20 protein-coding genes are annotated in these 24,200 nt (G+C 43.6%); 13 read left to right on the plus strand and 7 right to left on the minus strand.

What is annotated here, in order from left to right:
- Positions 1-2: 2 nt before the first annotated feature.
- Positions 3-1,286 carry a citrate synthase gene (gene gltA, locus M3I01_RS05725; RefSeq protein ID WP_255894689.1) on the minus strand — a complete coding sequence of 428 codons (1,284 nt, stop codon included), beginning with the start codon at positions 1,284-1,286 and terminating at the stop codon, positions 3-5.
- A gap of 572 nt (positions 1,287-1,858) precedes the next feature.
- Here gltA and sdhC point away from each other — a divergent pair.
- The 12 genes from sdhC to M3I01_RS05785 all read left to right on the plus strand — a co-directional run bounded on the left by sdhC (position 1,859) and on the right by M3I01_RS05785 (position 15,711).
- Positions 1,859-2,236 (plus strand): succinate dehydrogenase, cytochrome b556 subunit, encoded by a 378-nt coding sequence (sdhC, locus tag M3I01_RS05730; RefSeq protein WP_255894690.1) that lies wholly within the window; start codon positions 1,859-1,861, stop codon positions 2,234-2,236.
- Positions 2,230-2,577 carry a succinate dehydrogenase, hydrophobic membrane anchor protein gene (gene sdhD, locus M3I01_RS05735; protein ID WP_255894692.1) on the plus strand — a complete coding sequence of 116 codons (348 nt, stop codon included), beginning with the start codon at positions 2,230-2,232 and terminating at the stop codon, positions 2,575-2,577. The genes sdhC and sdhD overlap by 7 nt, the downstream gene beginning before the upstream one ends.
- A gap of 3 nt (positions 2,578-2,580) precedes the next feature.
- Positions 2,581-4,353, plus strand: a complete 1,773-nt coding sequence (gene sdhA / locus M3I01_RS05740; RefSeq protein WP_255894694.1) for a succinate dehydrogenase flavoprotein subunit — start codon at positions 2,581-2,583, stop codon at positions 4,351-4,353.
- Positions 4,354-4,366: 13 nt separating this feature from the next.
- Positions 4,367-5,071, plus strand: a complete 705-nt coding sequence (locus tag M3I01_RS05745; protein WP_255894696.1) for a succinate dehydrogenase iron-sulfur subunit — start codon at positions 4,367-4,369, stop codon at positions 5,069-5,071.
- 375 nt (positions 5,072-5,446) lie between these two features.
- Positions 5,447-8,284, plus strand: coding sequence for a 2-oxoglutarate dehydrogenase E1 component (locus tag M3I01_RS05750; protein ID WP_255894698.1), 2,838 nt, complete (start codon positions 5,447-5,449; stop codon positions 8,282-8,284).
- A 33-nt stretch (positions 8,285-8,317) separates the two neighbouring features.
- On the plus strand, positions 8,318-9,850 hold the full coding sequence (gene odhB, locus M3I01_RS05755) for a 2-oxoglutarate dehydrogenase complex dihydrolipoyllysine-residue succinyltransferase (RefSeq protein ID WP_255894699.1): 1,533 nt from the start codon (positions 8,318-8,320) through the stop codon (positions 9,848-9,850).
- 118 nt (positions 9,851-9,968) lie between these two features.
- Positions 9,969-11,408: a dihydrolipoyl dehydrogenase gene (lpdA, locus tag M3I01_RS05760; protein ID WP_255894700.1), complete on the plus strand. Its 1,440-nt coding sequence runs from the start codon at positions 9,969-9,971 to the stop codon at positions 11,406-11,408.
- 90 nt (positions 11,409-11,498) lie between these two features.
- Positions 11,499-12,665: an ADP-forming succinate--CoA ligase subunit beta gene (gene sucC, locus M3I01_RS05765; RefSeq protein WP_255894701.1), complete on the plus strand. Its 1,167-nt coding sequence runs from the start codon at positions 11,499-11,501 to the stop codon at positions 12,663-12,665.
- Positions 12,665-13,537 carry a succinate--CoA ligase subunit alpha gene (gene sucD / locus M3I01_RS05770; RefSeq protein WP_112139644.1) on the plus strand — a complete coding sequence of 291 codons (873 nt, stop codon included), beginning with the start codon at positions 12,665-12,667 and terminating at the stop codon, positions 13,535-13,537. The genes sucC and sucD overlap by 1 nt, the downstream gene beginning before the upstream one ends.
- Before the next feature lie 89 nt (positions 13,538-13,626).
- The gene (locus M3I01_RS05775) at positions 13,627-13,830 is read left to right on the plus strand and encodes a cysteine-rich CWC family protein (protein WP_255894702.1); all 204 of its coding nucleotides are present in this window, start codon (positions 13,627-13,629) and stop codon (positions 13,828-13,830) included.
- Positions 13,831-13,921: 91 nt separating this feature from the next.
- Entirely contained in the window at positions 13,922-15,145 is a 1,224-nt protein-coding gene (gene lhgO / locus M3I01_RS05780; RefSeq protein WP_275564969.1) for an L-2-hydroxyglutarate oxidase, read from the plus strand.
- Positions 15,146-15,240: 95 nt separating this feature from the next.
- Entirely contained in the window at positions 15,241-15,711 is a 471-nt protein-coding gene (locus M3I01_RS05785) for a hypothetical protein (RefSeq protein WP_255894705.1), read from the plus strand.
- 290 nt (positions 15,712-16,001) lie between these two features.
- Here M3I01_RS05785 and M3I01_RS05790 read toward each other — a convergent pair whose 3' ends face one another.
- From M3I01_RS05790 to M3I01_RS05810, 5 genes are all read right to left on the minus strand, one after another.
- The gene (locus M3I01_RS05790; protein WP_275564970.1) at positions 16,002-17,720 is read right to left on the minus strand and encodes a putative bifunctional diguanylate cyclase/phosphodiesterase; all 1,719 of its coding nucleotides are present in this window, start codon (positions 17,718-17,720) and stop codon (positions 16,002-16,004) included.
- 13 nt (positions 17,721-17,733) lie between these two features.
- The gene (locus M3I01_RS05795; RefSeq protein WP_255894709.1) at positions 17,734-18,159 is read right to left on the minus strand and encodes a response regulator; all 426 of its coding nucleotides are present in this window, start codon (positions 18,157-18,159) and stop codon (positions 17,734-17,736) included.
- Positions 18,152-19,642 carry a sensor histidine kinase gene (locus M3I01_RS05800; RefSeq protein WP_275564971.1) on the minus strand — a complete coding sequence of 497 codons (1,491 nt, stop codon included), beginning with the start codon at positions 19,640-19,642 and terminating at the stop codon, positions 18,152-18,154. The genes M3I01_RS05795 and M3I01_RS05800 overlap by 8 nt, the downstream gene beginning before the upstream one ends.
- Before the next feature lie 212 nt (positions 19,643-19,854).
- On the minus strand, positions 19,855-20,919 hold the full coding sequence (locus M3I01_RS05805) for an FAD:protein FMN transferase (RefSeq protein ID WP_255894712.1): 1,065 nt from the start codon (positions 20,917-20,919) through the stop codon (positions 19,855-19,857).
- A gap of 154 nt (positions 20,920-21,073) precedes the next feature.
- Positions 21,074-22,060 carry an AraC family transcriptional regulator gene (locus tag M3I01_RS05810; RefSeq protein WP_255894713.1) on the minus strand — a complete coding sequence of 329 codons (987 nt, stop codon included), beginning with the start codon at positions 22,058-22,060 and terminating at the stop codon, positions 21,074-21,076.
- Positions 22,061-22,170: 110 nt separating this feature from the next.
- Here M3I01_RS05810 and M3I01_RS05815 point away from each other — a divergent pair, with 110 nt between their 5' ends.
- Entirely contained in the window at positions 22,171-23,367 is a 1,197-nt protein-coding gene (locus M3I01_RS05815; RefSeq protein WP_255894714.1) for an MFS transporter, read from the plus strand.
- Positions 23,368-23,471: 104 nt separating this feature from the next.
- On the opposite strand, the gene M3I01_RS05820 is transcribed toward M3I01_RS05815, so the two are convergent.
- Positions 23,472-24,137, minus strand: a complete 666-nt coding sequence (locus M3I01_RS05820; protein WP_255894715.1) for a LysE family translocator — start codon at positions 24,135-24,137, stop codon at positions 23,472-23,474.
- Positions 24,138-24,200 lie beyond the last annotated feature (63 nt).

Below are 24,200 nucleotides of genomic sequence, written 5' to 3' on the forward strand. Positions count from 1 at the left end.
GACTACTTATCGGTAGGGTAGTCTCGTTCAGGCTGACCAATATAAAGCTGGCGAGGACGGCCAATTTTATAAGGCCCACTGATCATTTCGTTCCAATGGGAAATCCAGCCAATGGTACGAGACATGGCAAAAATTACCGTGAACATACTGGTTGGAATGCCGATGGCTTTCATGATAATGCCAGAATAAAAATCTACGTTAGGATAAAGCTTACGCTCTACAAAGTATGGATCTTCAAGTGCTATCTGCTCAAGGCGTTTAGCGATTTTTAGTAAAGGGTCATTAGATTGTCCTAATTCTGCCAATACTTGGTCACAGGTTTCGCGCATTACTTTGGCGCGAGGGTCAAAGTTTTTGTAAACACGATGCCCGAACCCCATTAATCTAAATGGATCGTTTTTGTCTTTTGCTTTTGCAATGAATTTATCGATGCTATCAACATCACCGATTTCTTCTAGCATGCTAAGTACGGCTTCGTTGGCGCCGCCATGAGCAGGCCCCCAAAGCGTTGCTATACCAGCTGCAATGCAAGCGAATGGGTTTGCACCTGAAGAACCAGCCAAACGTACAGTCGAAGTCGAAGCGTTTTGTTCATGGTCCGCATGAAGAATGAAAATTTTATCCATCGCTTTAGCAAACACAGGATTGACTGCGTAGTCTTCACAAGGTGTTGCAAACATCATGTACAAAAAGTTTTCTGCATAAGATAGGTCGTTACGTGGGTACATAACAGGTTGATCTTTAGAGTATTTGTAACAAATTGATGCCAATGTCGGCATTTTAGAAATTAAGCGGAAGGCCGCAATTTCACGATGCTTCGGATTATTGATATCCATGTGATCTTGGTAAAAAGCCGATAAAGCGCCAACTAGGCCGCACATGATCGCCATAGGGTGAGCATCGTTTCGGAAACCCTCGATGAACTTGTGCATCGATTGGTTCACCATAGTGTGCTTGCCGACTGTTTTTTCAAACTCTACTTTTTGCTCTTTATCAGGAAGTTCTCCATAAAGTAGCAAATAGCATGTCTCTAGATAGTCTGAATGTTCTGCAAGCTGGGCAATTGGATAGCCTCGATGCAGAAGGATGCCCGCATCACCGTCTATATAGGTAATAGAGGATTCACAAGAGCCGGTAGACATAAACCCTGGGTCGTAGGTGAATACACCGTTAGCACCTAGACTACGAACGTCTATAACGTCTGTGCCTAACGTGCCTGAAAGAACAGGAAGTTCGATAGTTTTATCGATCCCATCCACTGTGAGTAGTGCTTTTTTATCAGCCATTTATGGTCTCCTTCGTATTCTGGTTCGGGGCTAAGAAGTCGTAGTTTGACCCTACCTAACCCAGAAGGTGCGGAAAAAATACTGTTTCTAGGCTATAAAAGTCAATCTTGTTCACTTGCACACTATTTACATTACGGTATGTTATTTTGTAATTATCTGACAAAGTGGCGTGTTAGGGTAAAGTCAAGAGAATGATTTATTTCAATTAAGGTATTGAAATAAAAGAGTTTTGTGTTGTTTTTCGTGGCTGAAATTTATGTAATTTTATACCATTATTGTTTCGGCTTATGGCTACATTCATTTGCTGAATGGTGACCATTGAAAACCTCTTGTCTAGTCTATTTGTCTTAGTATTTTTCGCTGGTCTATAATTGCGCCTCAGACGATTTCATTGATTTGTTAATGCTAATGGATAAAAGAGAGTCGCTTTTAGACATTTGTTTGCAAATCGATGGGATTTTCAAAGCAGGCCTATGACGTGGTTATATTACTCTGATCCAGCAACGAGTGTGGTTACGTATAGACATTGGGTCGTGATTGACCATTCAATCAATAAAGTGGTGTAAAAAGTCGTGAACAAAAAAAGACCAGTCAACCTTGATATTACAACGATATCGATGCCCATCACAGGAATCGTGTCTATTCTTCATCGTATAACAGGAATCATCCTCTTTGTGGGATTGGCTTTCTTGTTTTATGCATTCGATCTTTCTTTGGAGTCTCAAGAGGGGTTTGATCAGGTAGTTAATGCGCTACAGACTAGCTTCCTCGCGAAGTTTATTATCTGGGGTGTCGTTTCTGCGCTGATGTACCATTTTGTGGCAGGTGTGAAACACTTGTTTATGGATTTGGGACACTTTGAAGAGCTGGAAAGTGGGCGTAGTGCTGCTGTCGCAAATCTTGTGATTGCTGCGGTTCTAATCGTGTTAGCAGGAGTGTGGATATGGTAACTCAAGTTACAAGCTTTGGTCGTTCGGGCCTTTACGACTGGATGATGCAGCGAGTTTCTGCTGTTGTATTATCTTTGTACACAGTCTTTCTTATTGGTTACTTGTTGCTTAATCCTGATCTTACATACGATCAGTGGAGTGGGTTATTTGAAGCAACATGGATGCGCATCTTTAGTTTGATGGTGCTTTTGTCTATTGGTATGCACTCTTGGATTGGCTTGTGGTGTGTCTCTACAGACTATATAAAAGCTACTGGTCTTCGTTTCTTCTTTCAATCTCTATGCGGGCTAACAATGTTTGTTTACGTCGTATGGGGTGTTCAGGTTCTTTGGGGGCTATAAATAATGGCAAATATTCGTACTATATCTTTTGATGCCATTGTTATCGGTGGTGGTGGTGCAGGTATGCGCGCCGCACTACAGTTAACAGAGTCAGGTTTGAATACCGCATGTGTTACTAAGGTGTTCCCGACTCGTTCGCACACTGTATCTGCTCAAGGTGGCATTACTTGTGCGATCGCAAGTGATGATCCAAATGATGATTGGCGTTGGCATATGTATGACTCTGTGAAGGGGTCGGATTATATTGGTGATCAAGACGCTATTGAATATATGTGTTCTGTAGGGCCTCAAGCGGTTTTTGAGCTAGAGCATATGGGGTTGCCATTTTCGCGTACAGAGCAAGGACGTATTTATCAGCGTCCATTCGGTGGCCAGTCTAAAGATTTTGGTAAAGGTGGTCAGGCTGCTCGTACTTGTGCTGCAGCAGACAGAACAGGTCATGCGCTTTTACATACACTTTATCAAGGTAACCTTAAAGGTGGCACAACATTCCTTAATGAGTGGTATGCGACGGATTTAGTAAAAAATAACGAAGACGATGTTGTTGGTGTTATTGCGATTTGTATCGAAACTGGCGAAACGGTTTACCTTAAGGCGAAAGCAACGGTTATCGCAACGGGTGGCGCAGGTCGTATTTTCCAATCGACAACCAATGCTCATATCAATACCGGTGACGGTGTCGGCATGGCGTTACGTGCTGGCTACCCAATGCAGGATATGGAAATGTGGCAGTTCCACCCAACTGGTATATACGGTGCGGGTACGCTTGTTACAGAAGGTTGTCGTGGTGAAGGTGGTTACCTGATCAATAAAGACGGCGAACGTTTCATGGAGCGCTATGCGCCAAACGCAAAAGATCTTGCTGGGCGTGATGTTGTTGCTCGTTCTATGGTTCTTGAAATTCTAGAAGGTCGTGGTTGTGGTCCTAAAGGCGATCACGTATTGCTTAAACTAGATCACTTGGGTGAAGAAACGTTGAATCAACGTCTTCCAGGTATCCTTGAGTTGTCTCGTACTTTTGCTCACGTTGATCCTGTGAAAGAGCCAATTCCTGTTATTCCTACTTGTCATTATATGATGGGTGGCATTCCAACGAATATTGGTGGGCAGGCACTTAAGCAAAACGAAGCCGGTGAAGATATGATTATCGGTGGTCTTTATGCTTGTGGTGAAGCCGCTTGTGTATCCGTTCATGGTGCCAATCGCCTAGGCGGTAATTCATTGCTTGATTTGGTTGTATTCGGTCGAGCTGTTGGTCTTCAAGTTAAAAAATCTTTAGATGAAGGTTTTGAATTGCTAGATGCTGACAGTGCAAATGTTGAAAAGGCGATGGTGCGTTTGAATCGTCTAAACAATACGACTAGTGGTGAAAGTGTTGCTGAAGTACGTACTGATCTACAAAGTGTTATGCAGCTTTATTTTGGTGTATTTCGCGACGGTGAGGCTATGCAGAAAGGTTTGGCTCAACTGCAGGAGATTCGTAAGCGTGTTGAAAATTTGCATCTTGAAGATAAGAGTCAAGCTTTCAATACAGCACGTATTGAAGCACTTGAGCTTGAAAACTTATTAGAAGTTGCCGAAGCGACAGCGGTTCCCGCTGAATTCCGTAAAGAAAGTCGCGGTGCTCATGCGCGCAATGACTTTACTGAGCGTGATGACGAAAACTGGTTGAAACATTCCCTGTTCCATCCTGCGGACAAGTCGGTCACTAAGCGTGATGTGAACTTTAAGCCGAAGACAATGGAAGCTTTTCCACCTATGATTCGTTCATACTAAGGAGTAACTCAGTATGTTAGTTAGTATTTATCGCTACAACCCTGAAAAGGACGACGCTCCTTACATGCAGGATTATAATATTGAGTTGCCAGAAGGTAAGGATTTGATGGTGCTTGATGTCTTGAACTTGCTGAAAGCTCAAGATCCTAGTATTTCGTATCGCCGCTCATGCCGTGAAGGTGTGTGTGGTTCTGATGGTATGAATATGTCAGGTAAGAATGGCCTAGCGTGTATTACGCCAGTGTCTGAAGCGCTCAAGAAAGGTAAATTGATACTGCGTCCGCTCCCTGGTTTGCCAGTGGTTCGTGATCTTGTGGTTGATATGGGGCAGTTTTATAAGCAATATGAAAAAATTCGCCCATTCTTGATCAATGATGCACCAGCACCAGCAATTGAGCGCTTGCAAAGCCCTGAAGAGCGTGAAAAGCTTGATGGACTTTATGAATGTATTTTATGCGCTTGTTGTTCAACGGCGTGTCCGTCTTTCTGGTGGAATCCTGATAAGTTTGTTGGCCCGTCTGGCTTGTTACAGGCATACCGCTTCTTAGCGGATAGTCGTGATACGGCAACGCAAGAACGTCTTAGCGATTTAGACGATCCATTTAGTGTCTTTCGTTGTCACGGTATCATGAACTGTGTAAACGTTTGTCCTAAAGGGCTAAACCCAACTAAGGCAATTGGTAATATACGTACTATGCTTTTGCAGAGAGCGACTTAATAATGCTCCTAGTGGTCCTCAACATTGTTTTAGTGTGACCACCAAAAGTCGGCGGCTTGAATATTGATTCAATGCCGCCATTTTTGCATATTCTTATGTAGAGAGTGTAACAAAAAGAATTTAAAATTCGATCTTTACGAGCACGGACGCGCTAAGAAAAGCCACTGACTTTGTGATAATGGATTCAGAATGTTTTATTTATTTAAATAGATTGTTCTTGGTGGCTTAGTATTGAACGTAAAAGGGCGGAAGTAGCTGGAAATAAACAAAAAATCGAGGCTTTAATAGCCTTACGGGCCTGATAAAATGATCGACCTAAATTATAGGTTGATACCGGGACCCCGGTAGCTGGCTCGAACATAAGGGTGATCGAGAATGCACGAAAGTTTAATGGAGTTGCTGTGGAGCACCTCTCATTTTTCAGGTGGAAACTTGGAATATGTTGAAGGGTTGTTTGAAAGCTACCTCGTCGATCCGAACTCTGTGTCGGAAGAATGGCGTAAATGTTTTGATCAATTGCCTCGTATAAGCGAAGCGCAATCAACGGATCTTCCTCATTCCGTGATTCAGGAGCAATTTCTACAGATTGGTAAGAACAAATTTCGCTCTATGCCTGTTTCTTCAGGCCAAGTAGCAAGTTCTGATCATGAGCAGAAACAAATTAATGTTTTGCAGTTGATTAATGCTTATCGCGTTCGTGGGCATCAACATGCAACACTTGATCCGCTTGGATTGCAAAAACGTGAGAAAGTTGCCGATTTAGATATTGGTTATCATCAATTGACAGGCGCAGATTTAGACACAAAGTTTAATGTTGGCTCTTTGTTTTTTAATAAAGAATCGCTAAAGCTAAGTGAAATTATATCTGAACTTGAAAAAACTTATTGCGAAAGCATAGGTTATGAATTTATGCACATTGTTGATACGCAAGAAAAAGCGTGGCTTCAACAGCGTGTCGAATCTGTTCGTTCTCATCCAGAATATTCTCAAGAAACCCGTGAAAGCCTACTTGAGCGTTTAACTGCAGCGGAAGGGCTAGAGAAGTATCTTGCTAGTCGTTATCCAGGAGCAAAACGTTTTGGCCTTGAAGGTGCTGAGAGTTTGATTCCTATGGTGAATGAGCTGATCCAGCGTTCTGGTGCACTGGGTGCAAAAGAAGTTGTTATTGGTATGGCTCACCGTGGTCGTCTAAATGTATTGGTAAATACGCTAGGCAAAAACCCGAAAGATTTATTTGATGAGTTTGAAGGTAAGAAGCTTGTTAATACGTCTGGTGATGTTAAATACCACCAAGGTTTCTCTTCAAATGTGATAACAGCGGGGGGAGAGGTTCATATCGCGTTATCATTTAACCCATCGCATTTGGAAATCGTTTCGCCAGTTGTTGAAGGTTCAGTTCGTGCCCGTCAAGATCGTCGTAAAGACACGTCGGGTAAAACGGTTGTTCCTATCTCAATCCATGGTGATGCGGCTTTTGCTGGTCAAGGTGTGGTTATGGAGACATTCCAGATGTCCCAAACCCGCGCCTACCGTACTGGCGGAACCGTGCATATTGTCATTAACAATCAGGTTGGTTTTACGACTAACCGCCAAGAAGATTCACGCTCTACTGAATACGCAACTGATGTTGCTAAAATCATTCAAGCGCCTATTTTCCATGTTAATGGTGATGACCCAGAAGCTGTCTTGTTTGTTACCCAGCTAGCGTTAGATTATCGTTACGAATTTGGCCGTGATGTTGTGATTGATATGGTTTGTTACCGTCGTCGTGGACATAACGAAACAGACGAGCCTTCTGGTACACAGCCGTTGATGTACAGTGTCATTAGCAAACTAAAAACCACACGTACTCTTTATTCAGAGCGTTTGGTTGCTGAGTCTGTAGTGACGCAAGAAAAATCGGACCAAATGGTTAGTGAGAACCGAGAAGATCTAGACAATGCTCGTCATGTAGCCAAAAGTCTGGTTCTTAAATCTCAGACTGGCTCATTTGTTGATTGGAAGCCATACATTGGTGTTGAATGGACCGATGCTGGAGACACGACATATCCATTGTCTCAACTACAGAATATCGCTAAGAAATTAACAAGTGTGCCTGATGGTGTGGTTGTTCAGCGCCAAGTTCAGAAGATTTATCAAGATCGGGATAAAATGACAGCCGGAGCGCTGCCTCTCAACTGGGGTTACGCGGAAATATTGGCTTTTGCAACTTTGCTTGAGCAGGGCTACCCGATCCGTATTACTGGTCAGGATTCTGGTCGTGGTACGTTCTCACATCGACATGCTGTGATCCACAGTCAAAAAGATGGAAGTACTTATATTCCTTTGAAACATTTGTCTGAGGACCAGCCTACGTTGGATCTGTATGACTCTTACCTTTCAGAAGAAGCGGTATTGGCATTCGAATATGGCTATGCAAGCACGTCGCCTAAAGGTTTGGTTATTTGGGAAGCGCAGTTTGGTGACTTTGCCAACGGTGCACAAGTTGTAATTGACCAATTTATCACCAGTGGTGAGCATAAATGGGGTCGCCTATGTGGTTTGACCATGTTGTTACCGCACGGTTATGAAGGTCAAGGTCCTGAGCATTCATCAGCACGACTAGAGCGTTTTTTGCAACTTTGTGCTGAATATAATATTCAGGTTTGTGTACCGACTACGCCGTCACAAATTTTCCATATTATTCGTCGGCAAGCGATTCGTCCAATGCGCCGTCCGCTTATCATCATGTCTCCTAAGAGTTTGTTGCGCCATAAACAAGCTATTTCGACACTAGAAGACTTGGCGGAAGGAAGTTTTAAAACGGTCCTACCAGAATCGTCTGAAACTGTTACGGCGGATAGCGTGAAACGCATAGTCCTTTGTAGCGGTAAAGTGTATTTCGACTTAATTAATCGTCGTGAAGAGCTGCAAAAAGATGATGTTGCTGTGATTCGTTTGGAGCAATTGTACCCGTTCCCATACACAGACCTTGAGTCTGAGTTAGAGCAGTATAAAAATGTTGAGAGTTTGGTTTGGTGTCAAGAAGAGCCGAAAAACCAAGGTGCTTGGCATGCCAATCGTCACCGCATGAATCGAGTATTGGAAAAACTGTATCCAGAATTGAAAATCCGCTTTGCAGGTCGAATTTCGTCTGCTGCTCCAGCGGCTGGTTACATGTCTATCCATGTTGAAGAACAAGAAGCACTGGTCAACGACGCACTAGTTGGTTAGTACCATAGCCTGTCAAAGAGATAAGGGTATAAAATGAGCATTGAAATTAAAGCACCTATTTTTCCAGAATCTGTAGCCGACGGTACCGTTGCTACTTGGTACAAACAGCCAGGTGAAGCCTGTGCGCGTGATGAGCACATTGTAGACATCGAGACAGATAAGGTTGTCTTAGAAGTTGTTGCACCAGCTGATGGTGTGCTTAAAGAAGTATTGAAAGCAGAAGGCGATATCGTTCTTAGTAACGAAGTAATGGCCATTTTTGAATCTGGTGCAGCGGCATCCGCAGCGCCAGCTGAAAAATCGGCACCCGCACCAGCTGCCCCTGTTAAGTCGGCTGCTCCTGCAGCTTCTGCGAAAGAAACGGTGCAAATTAAAGCACCAACTTTTCCTGAATCTGTCGCTGACGGTACCGTTGCCACATGGCATAAACAGCCAGGTGAGGCGTGTTCACGCGATGAGCACATTGTTGATATTGAAACAGACAAAGTAGTTTTAGAAGTCGTTGCTCCTGCTGATGGTGTGATCGGTGATATTCTTAAAGCCGAAGGCGAAACTATTTTGAGCGATGAGGTACTGGCTAACTTCCTAGTCGGTGCAACTGGCGCAGCGGCTCCAGTTGCCGAGGCGGCACCTGTCGCAGCTGACAATGATGAAGATGGTATTGCTGGTCCTGCTGCTCGTAAAGCATTAGCTGAAGCTGGCCTAACGGCTGCTCAAGTTAAGGGCACTGGTAAAGGTGGTCGTATCACAAAAGAAGATGTTGACGCTGCCGTGAAAACAAAAGCATCGACTCCAGCAGCACCAGTGGCTAAATCTGCAGCTCCAGCTGCAGCAGCAACTGTGCCAGCATTAGGTGCCGATGGTCGTATCGAAAAACGTGTTCCAATGACTCGCTTGCGTGCAACTATTGCAAAACGTCTTGTTGAAGCTCAGCAAACAGCAGCCTTATTGACGACTTATAACGAAGTTAATATGGGTCCAATCATGGAGCTTCGTAAGAAATACAAAGAAGAGTTCATCAAGGCTCATAACGGCACTAAGCTTGGCTTTATGTCTTTCTTTGTTAAAGCAGCAACAGAAGCGCTTAAACGTTTTCCTGCTGTGAATGCTTCTATCGATGGCAATGACATGGTTTACCATGGCTACCAAGATATCGGTGTTGCTGTATCAACAAGCCGTGGTTTGATGGTGCCTGTATTGCGTAATACAGAAGCAATGGGCTTGGCTGATATTGAATCTAATATCATGGATTTTGCACTTCGTGGCCGTGATGGCAAGTTGGGCATGGATGATATGCAAGGTGGTACTTTCACCATTACTAATGGTGGTACGTTTGGTTCTTTGATGTCTACGCCAATTATCAACCCACCTCAAACAGCTATCTTGGGTATGCACAAAATCCAAGATCGTCCAATGGCTGTAAATGGTCAGGTTGTTATCCAGCCAATGATGTACTTAGCGTTGTCTTACGATCACCGTATGATCGATGGTAAAGAAGCGGTACAGTTCTTAGTAACAATTAAAGATTTGCTAGAAGATCCTGCTCGTTTGTTGCTTGAGATCTAAGCGTTTAAAAACTAAGTACTTGAATTTAAGCATTCGTACTAACGTTAGAGTATGAATTGATTCTGCAGCAGCGCCCACAAAGCGCTGCTCGGTAAGACTGAAATAAATGGAACCTCTTATGTCTAATAAATTTGATGTTGTTGTAATTGGTGGCGGCCCTGGAGGCTATGTTGCTGCAATTCGAGCTGCTCAGCTGGGTCTGAAAGCGGCATGTATTGAAAAATGGTTGGACAAAGAAAATAAGCCTCGCCTAGGCGGCACTTGTTTGAACGTTGGTTGTATTCCTTCTAAAGCATTGTTGGATTCTTCGCAAAAATATCATGATGCGAAAGAGTCTTACGGCGTACACGGTATCAGCGTGAGCGATGTTGCTATGGACGTTGATGCAATGGTTGATCGTAAAGACAAAATTGTTAATCAATTGACCAGCGGTATTACCGGTCTTTTCAAAGCAAACGGCGTAACTAGCTTTGAAGGTTTTGGTAAGGTTCTAGCAAACAAGAAAGTAGAGCTAACAGCGCACGATGGCACCGTTACCGTAATTGATGCTGAAAATGTTATTTTGGCAACTGGTTCGATCCCTGTAAACATCCCACCAGCACCACGCACAGGTGACATCATCGTTGATAACGAAGGTGCATTGGATTTCCGTGCCATACCTAAACGTTTAGGCGTAATTGGCGCAGGTGTTATCGGTTTAGAGTTGGGTTCTGTATGGGCTCGTCTTGGTTCTGAAGTGGTTGTATTGGAAGCACAGGATTCTTTCCTAAGTGTCTGTGATCAAGACCTAGCGAAAGAAGCGGCCAAGATCTTTAAAAAGCAAAATCTTGATATTCGTTTGGGTGCTCGCGTTACGGGTAGCCAAATCAATGGTGAAGAAGTCGAAGTGACTTACCTTGATGTGAAAGGCGAAGAGCAAAAACAAACATTCGATAAATTGATTGTTGCGGTTGGTCGTAAGCCCTTCACTGAAGGTTGTTTCTCTGATGATTCAGGTGTCAAATTAGACGAACGTGGTTTTGTTTTCGTTGACGAGCAGTGCCGTACTTCTGTGCCAGGTGTGTTCGCGATTGGTGACATCGTACGTGGACCAATGCTTGCGCACAAAGCATCTGAAGAAGGTGTTATGGTAGCGGATATTATTGCTGGCCATAAAGCGCAGATGAACTATGACTGCATCCCTTCTGTTATTTATACTCACCCAGAGCTTGCTTGGGTTGGTAAAAATGAGCAAGAACTGAAAGCAGAAGGCGTTAAATACAAAGTGGGTAAATTCCCATTCGCAGCGTCTGGCCGTGCTATGGCAGCAAATGACACAGATGGTTTTGTTAAAATGATTGCTTGTGAAGAAACAGATCGCATTTTAGGTTGCCATATTATTGGTGGTCATGCGGCTGATTTGATCGCACAAGCGGTGATTGCTATGGAGTTCGGCTCTACAGCGGAAGACATCGCTTTGACTGTATTCGCTCACCCAACAGTAAGTGAAGCAGTGCATGAAGCGGCGTTGGCGGTTAATGGTCATGCTATCCATATGGCTAACCGTAAAAAACGTTAATAAAAATTGGATTTGCCGGTCTACGAACCGGCAATGTCTGTCTTAGCGGGCAGAGCTTATGTCAATCATTCAGATGAGCGGAAGAATCAAATGAACTTACATGAATATCAGGCTAAACAGCTTTTTGCTGAATACGGTCTGCCAGTATCTACAGGGTACGCAGTAGACACGCCGGAAGCGGCAGTTGAAGCAGCGAAGAAAATTGGTGGTGACAAATGGGTGGTTAAAGCTCAGGTTCACGCTGGCGGTCGCGGTAAAGCAGGTGGTGTGAAGCTTGTTGATTCTTATGAAGAAATTGCAGCATTCACAAAGCACTGGTTAGGTAAAAACCTAGTTACATACCAAACAGATGAAAATGGTCAGCCAGTAGCTAAGATTCTTGTTGAATCTTGCACTGACATTGCCAATGAATTGTACCTTGGTGCAGTAGTTGACCGTTCTACTCGTCGTGTTGTTTTCATGGCGTCTACTGAAGGTGGTGTTGAAATTGAGAAAGTAGCTGAGGAAACTCCTGAGCTTATCCACAAAGCGATCATTGATCCTTTGGTTGGCGCTCAACCTTACCAAGCTCGTGAATTGGCATTTAAATTGGGTCTTAACCCAACGCAAATCAAACAGTTCACTAAGATCTTTCTTGGTCTGTCACAAATGTTCCACGACTACGATTTTGCATTGTTAGAAATCAACCCTCTTGTTATTACTAACGAAGGTGACCTTCATTGCCTAGATGGTAAAATTGGCATCGACAGCAATGCGATTTACCGTCAGAAGAAAATGCAAGAGTTCCACGATCCATCTCAAGAAGATGAGCGTGAAGCACATGCAGCACAGTGGGAACTTAACTACGTTGCACTAGATGGAAACGTTGGCTGCATGGTTAACGGTGCTGGCCTAGCAATGGGCACAATGGACATCGTAAACCTACACGGTGGCAAACCTGCTAACTTCCTAGACGTAGGCGGCGGCGCGACAAAAGAGCGTGTTGCTGAAGCATTCAAAATCATCCTTTCTGACAGCAATGTTAAAGCGGTATTGGTTAACATCTTTGGTGGCATCGTTCGTTGTGACATGATCGCTGAAGGTATTATCGGTGCGGTTGAGCAAGTCGGTGTTACCGTACCTGTTGTTGTGCGTTTAGAAGGTACGAATGCGGATCTTGGTCGTGAAGTACTAGCAAAATCTGATCTTGATATCATCGCGGCTACAAGTCTAAAAGATGCAGCTATTCAAGTTGTTAAAGCTGCGGAGGGCAAATAATGTCTATCTTAATTAATAAAGATACTAAAGTTATCTGCCAGGGTTTCACTGGCGGACAGGGTACTTTCCATTCCGAGCAAGCGATTGCATACGGAACAAAAATGGTCGGTGGTGTTACACCTGGTAAAGGTGGTCAAACTCACCTAGGCCTACCTGTTTTCAATACAGTAAAAGAAGCGGTTGAAGCAACGGGCGCTGAAGCGACTGTTATCTACGTACCAGCGCCTTTCTGTAAGGATTCTATTCTTGAAGCAGCAAATTCAGGAATCAAACTCATCGTTTGTATTACTGAAGGCATCCCTACTTTGGATATGCTTGACTGTAAAGTTGCGTGTGATTCTTTAGGTGTTCGTTTGATCGGCCCTAACTGTCCAGGTGTTATCACTCCTGGCGAATGTAAAATCGGCATCATGCCTGGTCATATCCATATGCCAGGTAAAGTCGGTATTGTATCTCGCTCTGGTACCTTGACTTATGAAGCGGTTAAGCAAACGACTGACGCTGGTTTCGGTCAATCTACTTGTGTTGGTATCGGTGGTGATCCAATCCCAGGCACTAACTTCATCGACGTCTTGGAAATGTTCCAAAACGATCCACAGACTGAAGCGATTGTTATGATCGGTGAAATCGGTGGTACTGCTGAAGAAGAAGCGGCGGCTTACATCAAAGCAAACGTGACTAAGCCTGTTGTTTCTTACATTGCTGGTGTTACTGCACCTGCTGGTAAGCGTATGGGTCATGCTGGCGCGATCATCTCTGGCGGTAAAGGTACAGCAGATGAAAAATTTGCAGCGTTAGAAGATGCGGGTGTGAAAACAGTACGTTCTTTAGCTGATATCGGTGCTGGCCTTAAAGAAATTACTGGCTGGTAAGCGAATATTCTTTAGTGCTTTTTAAGGTACAATAGATGATAAAATCCCTGCCTTAGGTGGGGATTTTTTTTGCCCTTATGGAATGAGAAATGACGTGTCCTTTTTGCTTAGCTGATAATGGTTGTGCACTTGATGACAATAAGGTTTGCTGGTGTTTTCAGCTTGTTGTTCCGGACGATATGCTTGCCCTTATTCCTTCACGGCAGAAAGATCTTGTTTGTGTTTGTCGGCAATGTATCGATTTTTATCGAGCAGACAAACGTGGTTTTTTAGAAGCCTTTGAATTTGATTAGTATTGGTTTATTACAATCTACTTATTATTTGCAGTGACTAGATTGTTGTTTTTTCCTAGGTCATTAAAAACTATAAAAAAGGAGTTACAGAGTGAGCATTGAGTCCAAAAAAGCAGGCTATGATATTACCGTGATTGGTGCAGGCATCGTGGGTTTGTCGACTGCTTGGCAGCTGCTGCAACGTTACCCCACGTACCGTATTTTGCTCATTGAGAAAGAAATGGAAGTAGGAACGCACCAAACAGGTCATAACTCTGGTGTCATTCATGCGGGTGTGTATTATGCACCGGGCAGTTTGAAGGCGGACTTTTGCCAAAGAGGAGCGAAAGCAACCAAAGCGTTTTGTCTTCAGCACGATATAGAATTTGATGAGTGTGGCAAATTGTTAGTAGCGACCAATGCGCTTGAACATGAACGCATGGAAGCTTTATATCTGCGTTGCCAAGAAAATAACTTAGAAGTTCATAAACTGGATCAAGCGCAACTAAAAGCGCGCGAGCCGAATATTAAAGGCGTATCAGCCTTGTTCGTCCCTTCTACAGGGATAGTGAACTATCGAAAAATTTGCCAGAAACTTGCTGAGCTGTTTACTAAAGCAGGAGGAGAGCTGCGTTTAAGCAGTCAGGTAGTGAACTTAGAAGAGACCCATGAACGTGTTGCTATCACGCTGAACAACGATGTTGTCCATACCTCCTATCTGGTGAGTTGTGGTGGGTTGATGGCAGATCGACTGACTAAAATGCTCAATATACCAACAAATTTTCAGATTATTCCATTCCGTGGTGAGTATTATCAATTACCTGCGAAACACAATCAGATTGTCAGTCATTTAATCTATCCAATACCCGATCCTGATTTACCATTCTTAGGGGTTCATCTTACCCGTATGATTGACGGTTCTGTCACGGTCGGACCAAACGCCGTACAAGGTTGGAAGCGCGAAGGTTATGGCAGAATTAACGTCAATATGCGAGACATCTTCGACATGGTGCGTTTCCCCGGTTTTTGGAAGCTGTTGATGAATCATTGGCGAACCGGTTTGGTAGAAACCAAAAACTCTTGGTACAAACCAGGCTATTTAGCGCAAGTGCAAAAGTACTGCGATCACATAGCGTTGGAAGATTTACAGTCTTATCCGGCTGGTATTCGCGCTCAAGCCGTGATGAATGATGGTAGTTTGGTACACGACTTTCTATTTGCTCATAGTCCAAGAACGTTGCATGTGTGCAATGCGCCTTCACCAGCGGCCACCAGTGCATTTCCAATAGGCGCTTATATCATCGACAAACTGGATGAGCAAATAACGTTTGTTTAGTTTGAAAGCATTGTGGAACAAAGATGCCTTGGTATGTGCTCTTTAGTTGTTTCGATATAGAGTAGTGCTGAGACCAAGACAGATAAGGACAAAATATGATTAATTTTAAGCAAAACCTAAGATTTACTTATATTACGCGAGGTATTGCCGCAGCACTGCTCATTACCCAAGTGACAGCGTGTGGTACCTTACTTTATCCTGAGCGTCGCGGCCAAACGAATGGTCAGATTGATATTGGTGTAGCGGCACTCGACGCAATTGGTCTGTTGTTTTTCTTTGTTCCTGGTGTGGTGGCCTTTGGCGTGGACTTTATTACTGGCGCTATTTATTTACCAGGCGGTGGTATGGCAAGTCTGACAGAAGATGAGCTAAATTCGATTAAGAATGGTCCAGATTCCATGGACGTTGAAAAATTTATAACAGTGATGGCACAACGTAGTGATATTCTACTGCCCAAAGATACCTATTCCGATCAGCTGACGGTGAGGGCTATGTCGTCTACCCAGTCTTTAAAAGTAGCGATGGGGTTGTCTAACGAACAATTTTCTTTTGCGCAAACGTATTAAGTTAGGGTTGGGTCTTTAGATTTAAAGACCCAACGTAGTCAGTTAAACACACAAATAGACTATACATAGCATCGATGCTATGTATTTTTTAGAATCGTGTTGTGTGATGTTGTGACCAAAGTTTAGGCTATCACCTATGTCTTCCATGTGAATGTACTTCCTCTTATTCTGTTCGCCATGATATTGATAGTGGCTCTTTTTCACCCTAATTCGACTCAAAACACATGGTTAAAATGCCGGAAGGTATCAGTATATAAGTTAATCTGAGTGGGGGATTGGACTTCCCAGATTTAATGGATATGGTGTTGTAGCTGGTAAGATTGAATCCATGTTGTCAATTTATCAGCAGGTATAGGTTTAGCAATATAATACCCTTGGCCACGTAAACAGCCTATATCAATGAGAGCTTGCTCGTGTTCTCGTGATTCAACCCCTTCCGCTATTAGGTTGTAGTTGAACGCCTTACTTAGTTCGACGATGCATACAACGATGGATCGATCTTCTTGGTTGGATAAAAGGTTTTGTACAAAACTCTGATCAATTTTTAGTGTATTTAGTGGTAGTTGCTTCAAATAACTAAGTGAAGCATAACCGGTTCCAAAGTCGTCCAATGCGATTTGAACGCCTAATTTACAGCAGGCCTTCACAACATCTACAGCGTTTCGTATATCAGACAGTGAAACGGTCTCTAACACTTCAAGTTCCAATAATTTTGGGTTGATATTGGGTGAATTCTGCAAGAGTTGCTCCAGACGTTTAACAAAACCTTTGCTGAGTAGGTGAGCAGGGGCAATGTTGACACTGATAACTAAGTCATTTATTTGCCATATTGCGTGCTGACGCAGCGCTTCTTGAAGTACCCATTCTCCAATTAATATCCCTGTAGTTGGATGCTCTAACACTTCACTAAATTCACATGGGTGAAGGAATCCCATTGTTGGGTGATTCCAGCGGATAAGAGCTTCGACACCGAGTAAAGTATGATGCACCATATCTACCTGAGGTTGGAAGTGAAGTTCAAACTCATGGCGAGCAATACCGCGTTCAGCGGCTTGGAGCATGGCTCTTTGTTGATATTGACGACGTTCTTCTTCAGGGTCAAAAAAAAGAATATTGTTGTTCCCCATATTCTTTGCTTGATACATGGTTTGATCAGCTCGTCGTAAAATGGTGTCTGCGTCTAAACTATCGTTCGAAACCAACGCGACTCCAATGCTTGCCGACACTTGAACTTGACATTCAAACTCTGCCAATTCAATCGGGGTGTTCACCAAACTGATCAGTCGATTGAGAAAACCGTCGCATTCTTCTTGACTGCTGACGTCTTGTAATAATAAGACAAACTCATCACCACCGATTCTAGCGAGCGTGTCGTTTTTACGAATAATTTGTTTAAGTCTGTTTGCAATGGTCACCAGTACATAATCACCTGAATCATGACCATAATTATCATTAATAGGTTTAAAGTTATCTAAATCAAGAAATGCAACAGCGGCTGAATCTCTGTTGACTACAATATGTTGCAAGTTTTGCAGCAGTAAAGTGCGGCTGGCTAATCCTGTTAAGTTGTCGTAATGCGCCATATCATGGAGTTTTTTTTCTAACTCTGCTTTATGAATGGAACTAATGATGGCATGAATGAGTTGTGGGCTTTGTAACTGGCTTTTAAGTAAATAGTCGCTAGCACCAAGTCGCATCGCTTCGGCAGCGACTTCTTCGTCACCTAACCCTGTCACCATTATAACTGCGCAGGAACTTTCCATAACTGTGCGTATAGTGTTGAGAAGCGTGAGTCCAGAGCTAAGCCCCAATCGATAGTCTATAATGACGCAATCGTAATCGTCGTTGTCTAGAAACGTCATCGAGTCTTCCACAGAAGATGCTTCCGAAATATCAATATCTATATCAGATTTAGACAACATCCTGCGCAGACGTTCGCGATCAACATCGTCGTCGTCAACGATGAGTAATTTTAAGGCATGTGCTACTTCGGCCTCTAATACTTCCATGACGTCTCCAGGCTTAACTATTTGGCTCAACCGCATTTCTATAGGCGTCCATTAGGACAGCTAGTTTTGCAAACTGTGGTCCTACTGCCGATTTGACCATATAGCCAGCAACATTATTGTCATAAGCTCGTGAACGATCGCTGTCATCATTTGACGTTGTAAGAATGAAAATAATCGTATCTTGCAAGCTTGAATCGTCACGTACATACTCTAAAAATTCAAAGCCATTCATAACTGGCATGTTTAAATCTAATAAAACCAAGTAGGGAGAGGTTAAAGTTCTATTTGGGTGTTTGTTTTCGAGTATTTCAATGGCTATCTTGCCGTGTTCTGCGTAAACAAGGTTTATATCGGGCGCTACTTTTCTTAGACTGCGAGTAATGGATTCCGCTGCGACATCGTCATCTTCAACGATGAGTACGCTTAACTCTTTAATCATGAGTATCCTTCCTTAAAAATCGAGGCCACCATACATGAAATGTCACCCCTCTTTGATGCGTATTGGATTCAACACTGATGCGTCCGCCATGCGTTTCGACTAAACGACGGCTGACAGATAAACCAATTCCCGTACCGCTGCGCTCATTGGACGTCACCGTTTGGAATAAACGAAAAATTCGTGCAAAAGCGGCTTCGGGAATACCGGGGCCATCATCACAAATAGTAAAGTGGCAGAGGTTGTTTTCAGCCACACAGCCAATCGCTATTGAGCCAGTATCTTTATCATGATGCTTAATGGCATTGCTGATGAGATTGCGCATGACCGTTTCTAGGGGGGTCCATACCGATGTGAAGTGCTCTAACTGGATGTCTCGCGTTACAGTGACACCATGTGGTATTTCTAATAATTCGAATATATTTTCGAGTAGCGCATTTACATTAATGTCTTGCGTATTGGACTCTATTTTTCCTGCTCGCGCATAGGTCAATAAATTGTCGATAAGATTTTCCATTCGTTGAATACGAACATCAATGCGATTAATGTTGTGTATAACATGTGGTAGTGTCTCAGAATCGATATCCTCCTTAACCCATTCTAATAAATCAGCAATACCTCGCAATGGTGAGCGTAAATCATGAGAGGCAACATAGGTGAATTCTTCTAAATTCGTGTTGGTTTCGCGTAATTCTTGTTCCATTCGTTTACGTTGAGTAATGTCTAATAAAGAAACAAGCACTAATTCATTATTTTCTTCATCTTCAAAAGGGCTTAACCCTATTTCCACAGGAAACTCGCGGCCATCCTTATGCAGGGCGGTCAGGTCTCGGCCTACGCCCATCATTCTAGGTGTTGGGTTTTGGTGAAAAGAATTGCGTAAATGATCATGGTGCTTGCGATACCGCTGAGGCAAAAGCATATCCATTGATTGATTTATCAACTCTTCTGAGGTGTAGCCGAAAGACTCACAAAGCACATCATTCGTTAAGCGAATAAGACCACCAGAATCGATCACTAATACGCCGTGAGGGGCATTTTGTATTGAACGCTGGAACATGTTGCTAGCACGTTGCCTTGTTGTTAGGTCGATTAAAGTTGCTAACACAAAGGTATTTTCATCTTGCTGTATTGGGTTTAAGCCAATTTCTATAGGAATATGGCCACCATTTTTCTTGCGAGCGAAGAGCGCTTGACCCACTCCCATTTGGCGTTTACGAGGCTGATTAAAATATTGCATCATGAGTTTTTTGTGATTGGCTTGAAACTCTAAGGGCAGCAAAAAATCAATATCCGATCCGAGAAGCTCTTTTGGTGAGTAGCCCAATATGTCAGAAAGTGTGTCATTGACGAACAGAATTTGTGCATCAGTATTGACGACCATGGCACCCATAGGCAGACAGGACACCAATTGTTGTAAAAAGGTGTCTTCTGCCAACACCTTGTCATTTATCGATGTAGTATTAACGGCTTCTTTATGATCCATCATGTATTCCATTTGTAAATAAATCACTGTGTCTATATATGGATAGACTAGGAACGAAGAAACATCAATTAACCGATCGATTAATTATGTTTAAAAAAGTATTTATTACAATACGATGGCATGAATAATGACGGGTAAAAAGTGTGTGGGAAGGGCCTTCTGTCGTCTTAACCTAACAAGAAGGCCTCTTGGGTATTTGTCTAAAACTGTGTTTAATCGAAGGTCAGTCTTTGTGTTTTAAGCAAAGCACTGCTGCTGGTGTTAATTAACGTGCCTTTCTTACTTTCGATAAGGAAGACTTCGAGGTTTTCCTCTTTGGCAATTTTAGCGCCTTCCACAGGACCAAGACACAACATCGCTGTTGCCCATGCATCGCTGACTCTAGGGTCGGTTCCAAACACAGACGCTGATACAAGGTTATGAGTAATGGGCTTTCCTGTACTTGGGTTTATGATGTGTGAATACTCTACACCGTTGTCATCAAAATAGCGGTTATATGTACCGGATGTGTCCAGTGTCACGCCATTTTGGTCGACAACCGTCATGACTTGATAGACTTTTGGAGTACCGTCAGCCGAAGGGATTGGACTTTGAATGGCCACTCGCCATTTGTCGCCATCAGGTTTGTGTCCTTTAATCTTCATGTCGCCACCAAATTGCACCATGTAGTTATCGTAGCCTTTGGCTTCCAGTACATCGCTTAACTTGCTAATGGTGTAGCCTTCACCCATAGAGGAAAAATCAAGCTGTAAAAAAGGGCGAGTTTTGCGTACACGCAGATTCTCTTCGTCTATTTCTATTTTATCGATTCCCAACTCTGATTTGAGTGCGGTTAGTTCTTCTGGTGTTGGTACATGAAGTTTGTCTGTTTTAAAACCCCATAAATCGAACAAAGGCCCAATGGTAGGATCGTAACAACCTTCCGATTTTGCATGTATTTCTTGGGCTATTTTAACCAAATCAACAAAGTCTTGAGAAGTTGGTTGCCAAGCCACAGAAAGGCTACGGTTAAATTCGGAGATGAAGGAATCAGACCGGTAAGTGGAAAGTTCTTTATCAATCTGAGCAAGCGTTGCATTAAACTCCGACTGAACTTCGGTCGCGGACGTTGCATCTTCCGTCCAAAATAGAATCTGGTAGGTTGTGCCTTGAGCGTAACCTTCAACGCTTTCAAGTTTGGGTGGCTCACTACATCCGACTAAAAAAACCATCATTAGTAGAGCGCCAATGCTCGCCACCTTGGTTGCTTTAACACCAGATTTGATCGAAGTAGACATGTGATTTAAGCCTTATGGACAGTGAATTTAGCAAGTCTACCAGCAGGCTATGATCAACTCTATCGAACCGTTTATTATCCACATTAATGTGCATTTTATTTACTTTTTTACTTCGCAAGTTCAAGCGTCACTGTCACTCGATATTTTTTTTACATTAAAGTGCTGGCAAAAGACCGCTTCTTACTGCACCGGGTGATATCCCCGTTGTTCGTTTAAATGCTCTACTGAAGGAAGCGGCTGAACTATAGCCAAGTCGATCGGCGATGTCGTCAAGTGACAGATTATCTCGGCTGATCCATTGGCTTGCCAGTCGCATGCGCAGGTTACCCAGATATTGCTGTGGTGTGGAATGGGTTAACTCGGTAAATCGTTCAGCAAAGACAGATCGTGATACTCCCATTTCGGAGGCCATATCTGCCACAGACCATTGTCGCCCTGGATCATGATGCAGGGCAGATAAAACCTGAGCCAGTTTTGGGTCGCGCATTGCTTCAACCCAACCGCACACGTTGCACCCGATTTCTACCCAGCGACGTAAAATGGCCGCTGCCACCACATCGGCAAGTCGCGTCAAGATCACGCTATATCCTGGTCGCTTGGCCTTCAACTCTTTGGTCATTACATCAAGGATGGCAGGAATTTGCGGGTCATAATCGGGTACCGTTTCAATATGCATTACTTCTGGCTTTAAATGTGCCAATGGATGAAGCCAGCCCAAATCGAATTCCATGGCGCAACTGAAAATAAAATTGTTTTTTGATTGGCATATTTTAGTGTCACAAGCGCTGATTTCCGACGTGGCATCACATAATTGCACCTTTTCAAAGGCATCAATGCTGACCAGTGGCACACCGTCTTCGCTATAAATATCATGAGTACCTGCGCAAGGCATCAATACTGCATCACCGCATGCAAGCTGGTGCACCGTTCCACTTCGGGTTCGCAGCAATACTGAACCTTGTCCGATGAAGTGAAAGTACGCCAACCTTTTATCCGATTCTTCTCCAAATTTCAGACCGAATGGTGCGGAAATTTCGACTCGTCTGTACTCAAGGCCTTTAAGGCGCACGCCAGACAAAAGCTCGTTCATCATGTCGTGTCGAGTTTCATTAGTTGAGTTGTTTGACAGGGAAGGTTGCATGGCGCTCCGGACGATATGGTATGAATTTAAGATATATTGGTATATATCGTCCGGCCTGTCCATATTATTCTGTATGCAGTGTACAAACCTTCATTTTAAGAGGAATTTTGATGTCAAATACAATAAATGGGACTCCGGTGTTGGTACAAAATGTACCCGCTTGGGGGGCAGTGATAGCGATGACGTTAGGTGTTTTCGGGTTGGTTACGGCAGAGTTTCTGCCGGCCAGCCTTTTAACGCCAATGGCTTCCGATCTTTCAATTACCGAAGGTATGGCCGGGCAAGCGGTTTCGGCTACTGCTATTTTTGCGGTGATTGCCAGTCTTTTAATAGCCACCGTTACCCGCAGGATTGATCGTCGTTATGTTTTGCTGGGATTTTCGATGCTGTTAACCATCTCGAATGTTCTTGTCGCCCTTGCACCGAATTTTGTTTTGCTGATGACAGGGCGCGTACTACTCGGAATTGCCCTTGGTGGCTTCTGGACTATGGCGGCAGCCACCGTTATGCGTCTGGTACCTGACAAAAGTATTCCACGTGCGCTGGCTATTTTGTTTAGTGGTGTTTCGGCAGCGACCATTTTTGCCGCACCGCTAGGCAGCTATCTTGGCGGCATTATTGGCTGGCGTAATGTTTTTCTGCTGGCATCCTTGCTTGGCGTTTTAGCTCTTGTGGTTCAGTTTGCTACTTTGCCAAGAATGCCGCCGCGGGGGCGAGCGACATTACGTACCCTGATTGCGGTGATGAATCGCCCTCGAATGAAGTTCGGTTTGTTTGCGCTAGTGCTGATTTTTACAGGTCATTTTGCTTTATTCACCTATGTCCGACCTTTCCTTGAAAGCGTTACTGGAGTAGCAACCGCTGGTGTTTCGGGTATTCTACTGGGTTTTGGTGTTGCTAATTTTATCGGTACTTACATTGCAGGGGCTTTGATTGCACGGTCGCTACGCCTGACGTTGACCATTATGCCGTTGATTATTGGTTTGGCTGGTATCGGGATGGTCAGTATTCAAGGTGCGGTTGCGCCAACGGCTGTATTAGTGGCTATCTGGGGAATGGCATTTGGTGGGGTTCCGGTTGCTTGGTCAACTTGGATTACACGTAGTGTCCCTGACGAAGCTGAAAGTGGTGGTGGGCTTCTGGTCGCCGCTATTCAGATTGGTATCGCGGCGGGGGCCGCGGCGGGTGGTTTTGTTTTTGATGTCAGTGGTGCACTTGGTGTTTTCACTATCTCCGCCCTGATACTTCTGGCCTCTGCTTTCATCGTTACGCTGGGCCTGCGGATCTCGCCTGTGGAAATAAAATAGTGTAAATATCGTTCATTTCTAATATCTCACCCTCGGTTGTCTCACGATTACCGAGGGATTTGTATTGTCCCTAAACTGTCCCTCTTTGCCTTCTTGCATTAAAATCAGTTTATCAATAATCGCAAACCGAGTGATGTCATAAGTAAGCCAGTGACGCGTTCGATCCATATTTTAAAGACCAACACTTTCTTTTGAATTCTCGCTGACGTGAGTAAACAAGCAACTAAAGCAAACCAAACAAAATGCGCTAAAGCAATATAAGCACCATAGCTAAGCTCCATCAGCAAAGACGAATCGGTTGAAATGACTTGGCTAAACAACGAAACGATGAATAGCATGGTTTTCGGGTTGAGTGCGTTACAAGCAAACCCTGACCAAAAAGCTGAACTATTTCTGGTGAGTTTGTTCTGAGGTAAATTTTCATTTTTTAATGGTTCAGATGTCTGATTGGTCTTTGTTTTAATTAAGATCCTCTTGATGTCCGGCCACAAAGCAGAAACACCTAACCAAATAAGATACATCCCCCCAAGGTAACGTAACGTATTCAACACCCAAACGTTGTTGGCAAATACAATACCGAGCCCGAATAAGGTATAAGCGAGATGAACACTAATCGCGGCACTAATTCCCAAAGCGCATAAAATACCGTTGCGTCGTCCTTTTAATAACGCCACTTTTGACACCATGGCAAAATCCGGTCCGGGGCTAATCACTGCTAACAATGTAATAACGGCAACGGAATACAATTCAAATTGATCTATGTTTATCATGGTAAGAGACTCCTATCTGTGAATAATACGAGTATGAATTAAGATATTTATTAATAAAATCGA

Origin of the sequence: Marinomonas maritima (assembly GCF_024435075.2) — a bacterium.
Lineage (GTDB): Bacteria > Pseudomonadota > Gammaproteobacteria > Pseudomonadales > Marinomonadaceae > Marinomonas > Marinomonas maritima.

What these genes read in the sequence shown, in the direction of transcription:
- gltA (WP_255894689.1), bottom strand. Translation starts at nt 1,286, where the DNA reads ATGGCTGATAAAAAAGCACTACTCACAGTGGATGGGATCGATAAAACT.
- sdhD (WP_255894692.1), top strand. Translation starts at nt 2,230, where the DNA reads ATGGTAACTCAAGTTACAAGCTTTGGTCGTTCGGGCCTTTACGACTGG.
- sdhA (WP_255894694.1), top strand. Translation starts at nt 2,581, where the DNA reads ATGGCAAATATTCGTACTATATCTTTTGATGCCATTGTTATCGGTGGT.
- M3I01_RS05745 (WP_255894696.1), top strand. Translation starts at nt 4,367, where the DNA reads ATGTTAGTTAGTATTTATCGCTACAACCCTGAAAAGGACGACGCTCCT.
- M3I01_RS05750 (WP_255894698.1), top strand. Translation starts at nt 5,447, where the DNA reads ATGCACGAAAGTTTAATGGAGTTGCTGTGGAGCACCTCTCATTTTTCA.
- odhB (WP_255894699.1), top strand. Translation starts at nt 8,318, where the DNA reads ATGAGCATTGAAATTAAAGCACCTATTTTTCCAGAATCTGTAGCCGAC.
- lpdA (WP_255894700.1), top strand. Translation starts at nt 9,969, where the DNA reads ATGTCTAATAAATTTGATGTTGTTGTAATTGGTGGCGGCCCTGGAGGC.
- sucC (WP_255894701.1), top strand. Translation starts at nt 11,499, where the DNA reads ATGAACTTACATGAATATCAGGCTAAACAGCTTTTTGCTGAATACGGT.
- sucD (WP_112139644.1), top strand. Translation starts at nt 12,665, where the DNA reads ATGTCTATCTTAATTAATAAAGATACTAAAGTTATCTGCCAGGGTTTC.
- M3I01_RS05775 (WP_255894702.1), top strand. Translation starts at nt 13,627, where the DNA reads ATGACGTGTCCTTTTTGCTTAGCTGATAATGGTTGTGCACTTGATGAC.
- M3I01_RS05785 (WP_255894705.1), top strand. Translation starts at nt 15,241, where the DNA reads ATGATTAATTTTAAGCAAAACCTAAGATTTACTTATATTACGCGAGGT.
- M3I01_RS05790 (WP_275564970.1), bottom strand. Translation starts at nt 17,720, where the DNA reads ATGGAAGTATTAGAGGCCGAAGTAGCACATGCCTTAAAATTACTCATC.
- M3I01_RS05795 (WP_255894709.1), bottom strand. Translation starts at nt 18,159, where the DNA reads ATGATTAAAGAGTTAAGCGTACTCATCGTTGAAGATGACGATGTCGCA.
- M3I01_RS05800 (WP_275564971.1), bottom strand. Translation starts at nt 19,642, where the DNA reads ATGGATCATAAAGAAGCCGTTAATACTACATCGATAAATGACAAGGTG.
- M3I01_RS05805 (WP_255894712.1), bottom strand. Translation starts at nt 20,919, where the DNA reads ATGTCTACTTCGATCAAATCTGGTGTTAAAGCAACCAAGGTGGCGAGC.
- M3I01_RS05810 (WP_255894713.1), bottom strand. Translation starts at nt 22,060, where the DNA reads ATGCAACCTTCCCTGTCAAACAACTCAACTAATGAAACTCGACACGAC.
- M3I01_RS05815 (WP_255894714.1), top strand. Translation starts at nt 22,171, where the DNA reads ATGTCAAATACAATAAATGGGACTCCGGTGTTGGTACAAAATGTACCC.
- M3I01_RS05820 (WP_255894715.1), bottom strand. Translation starts at nt 24,137, where the DNA reads ATGATAAACATAGATCAATTTGAATTGTATTCCGTTGCCGTTATTACA.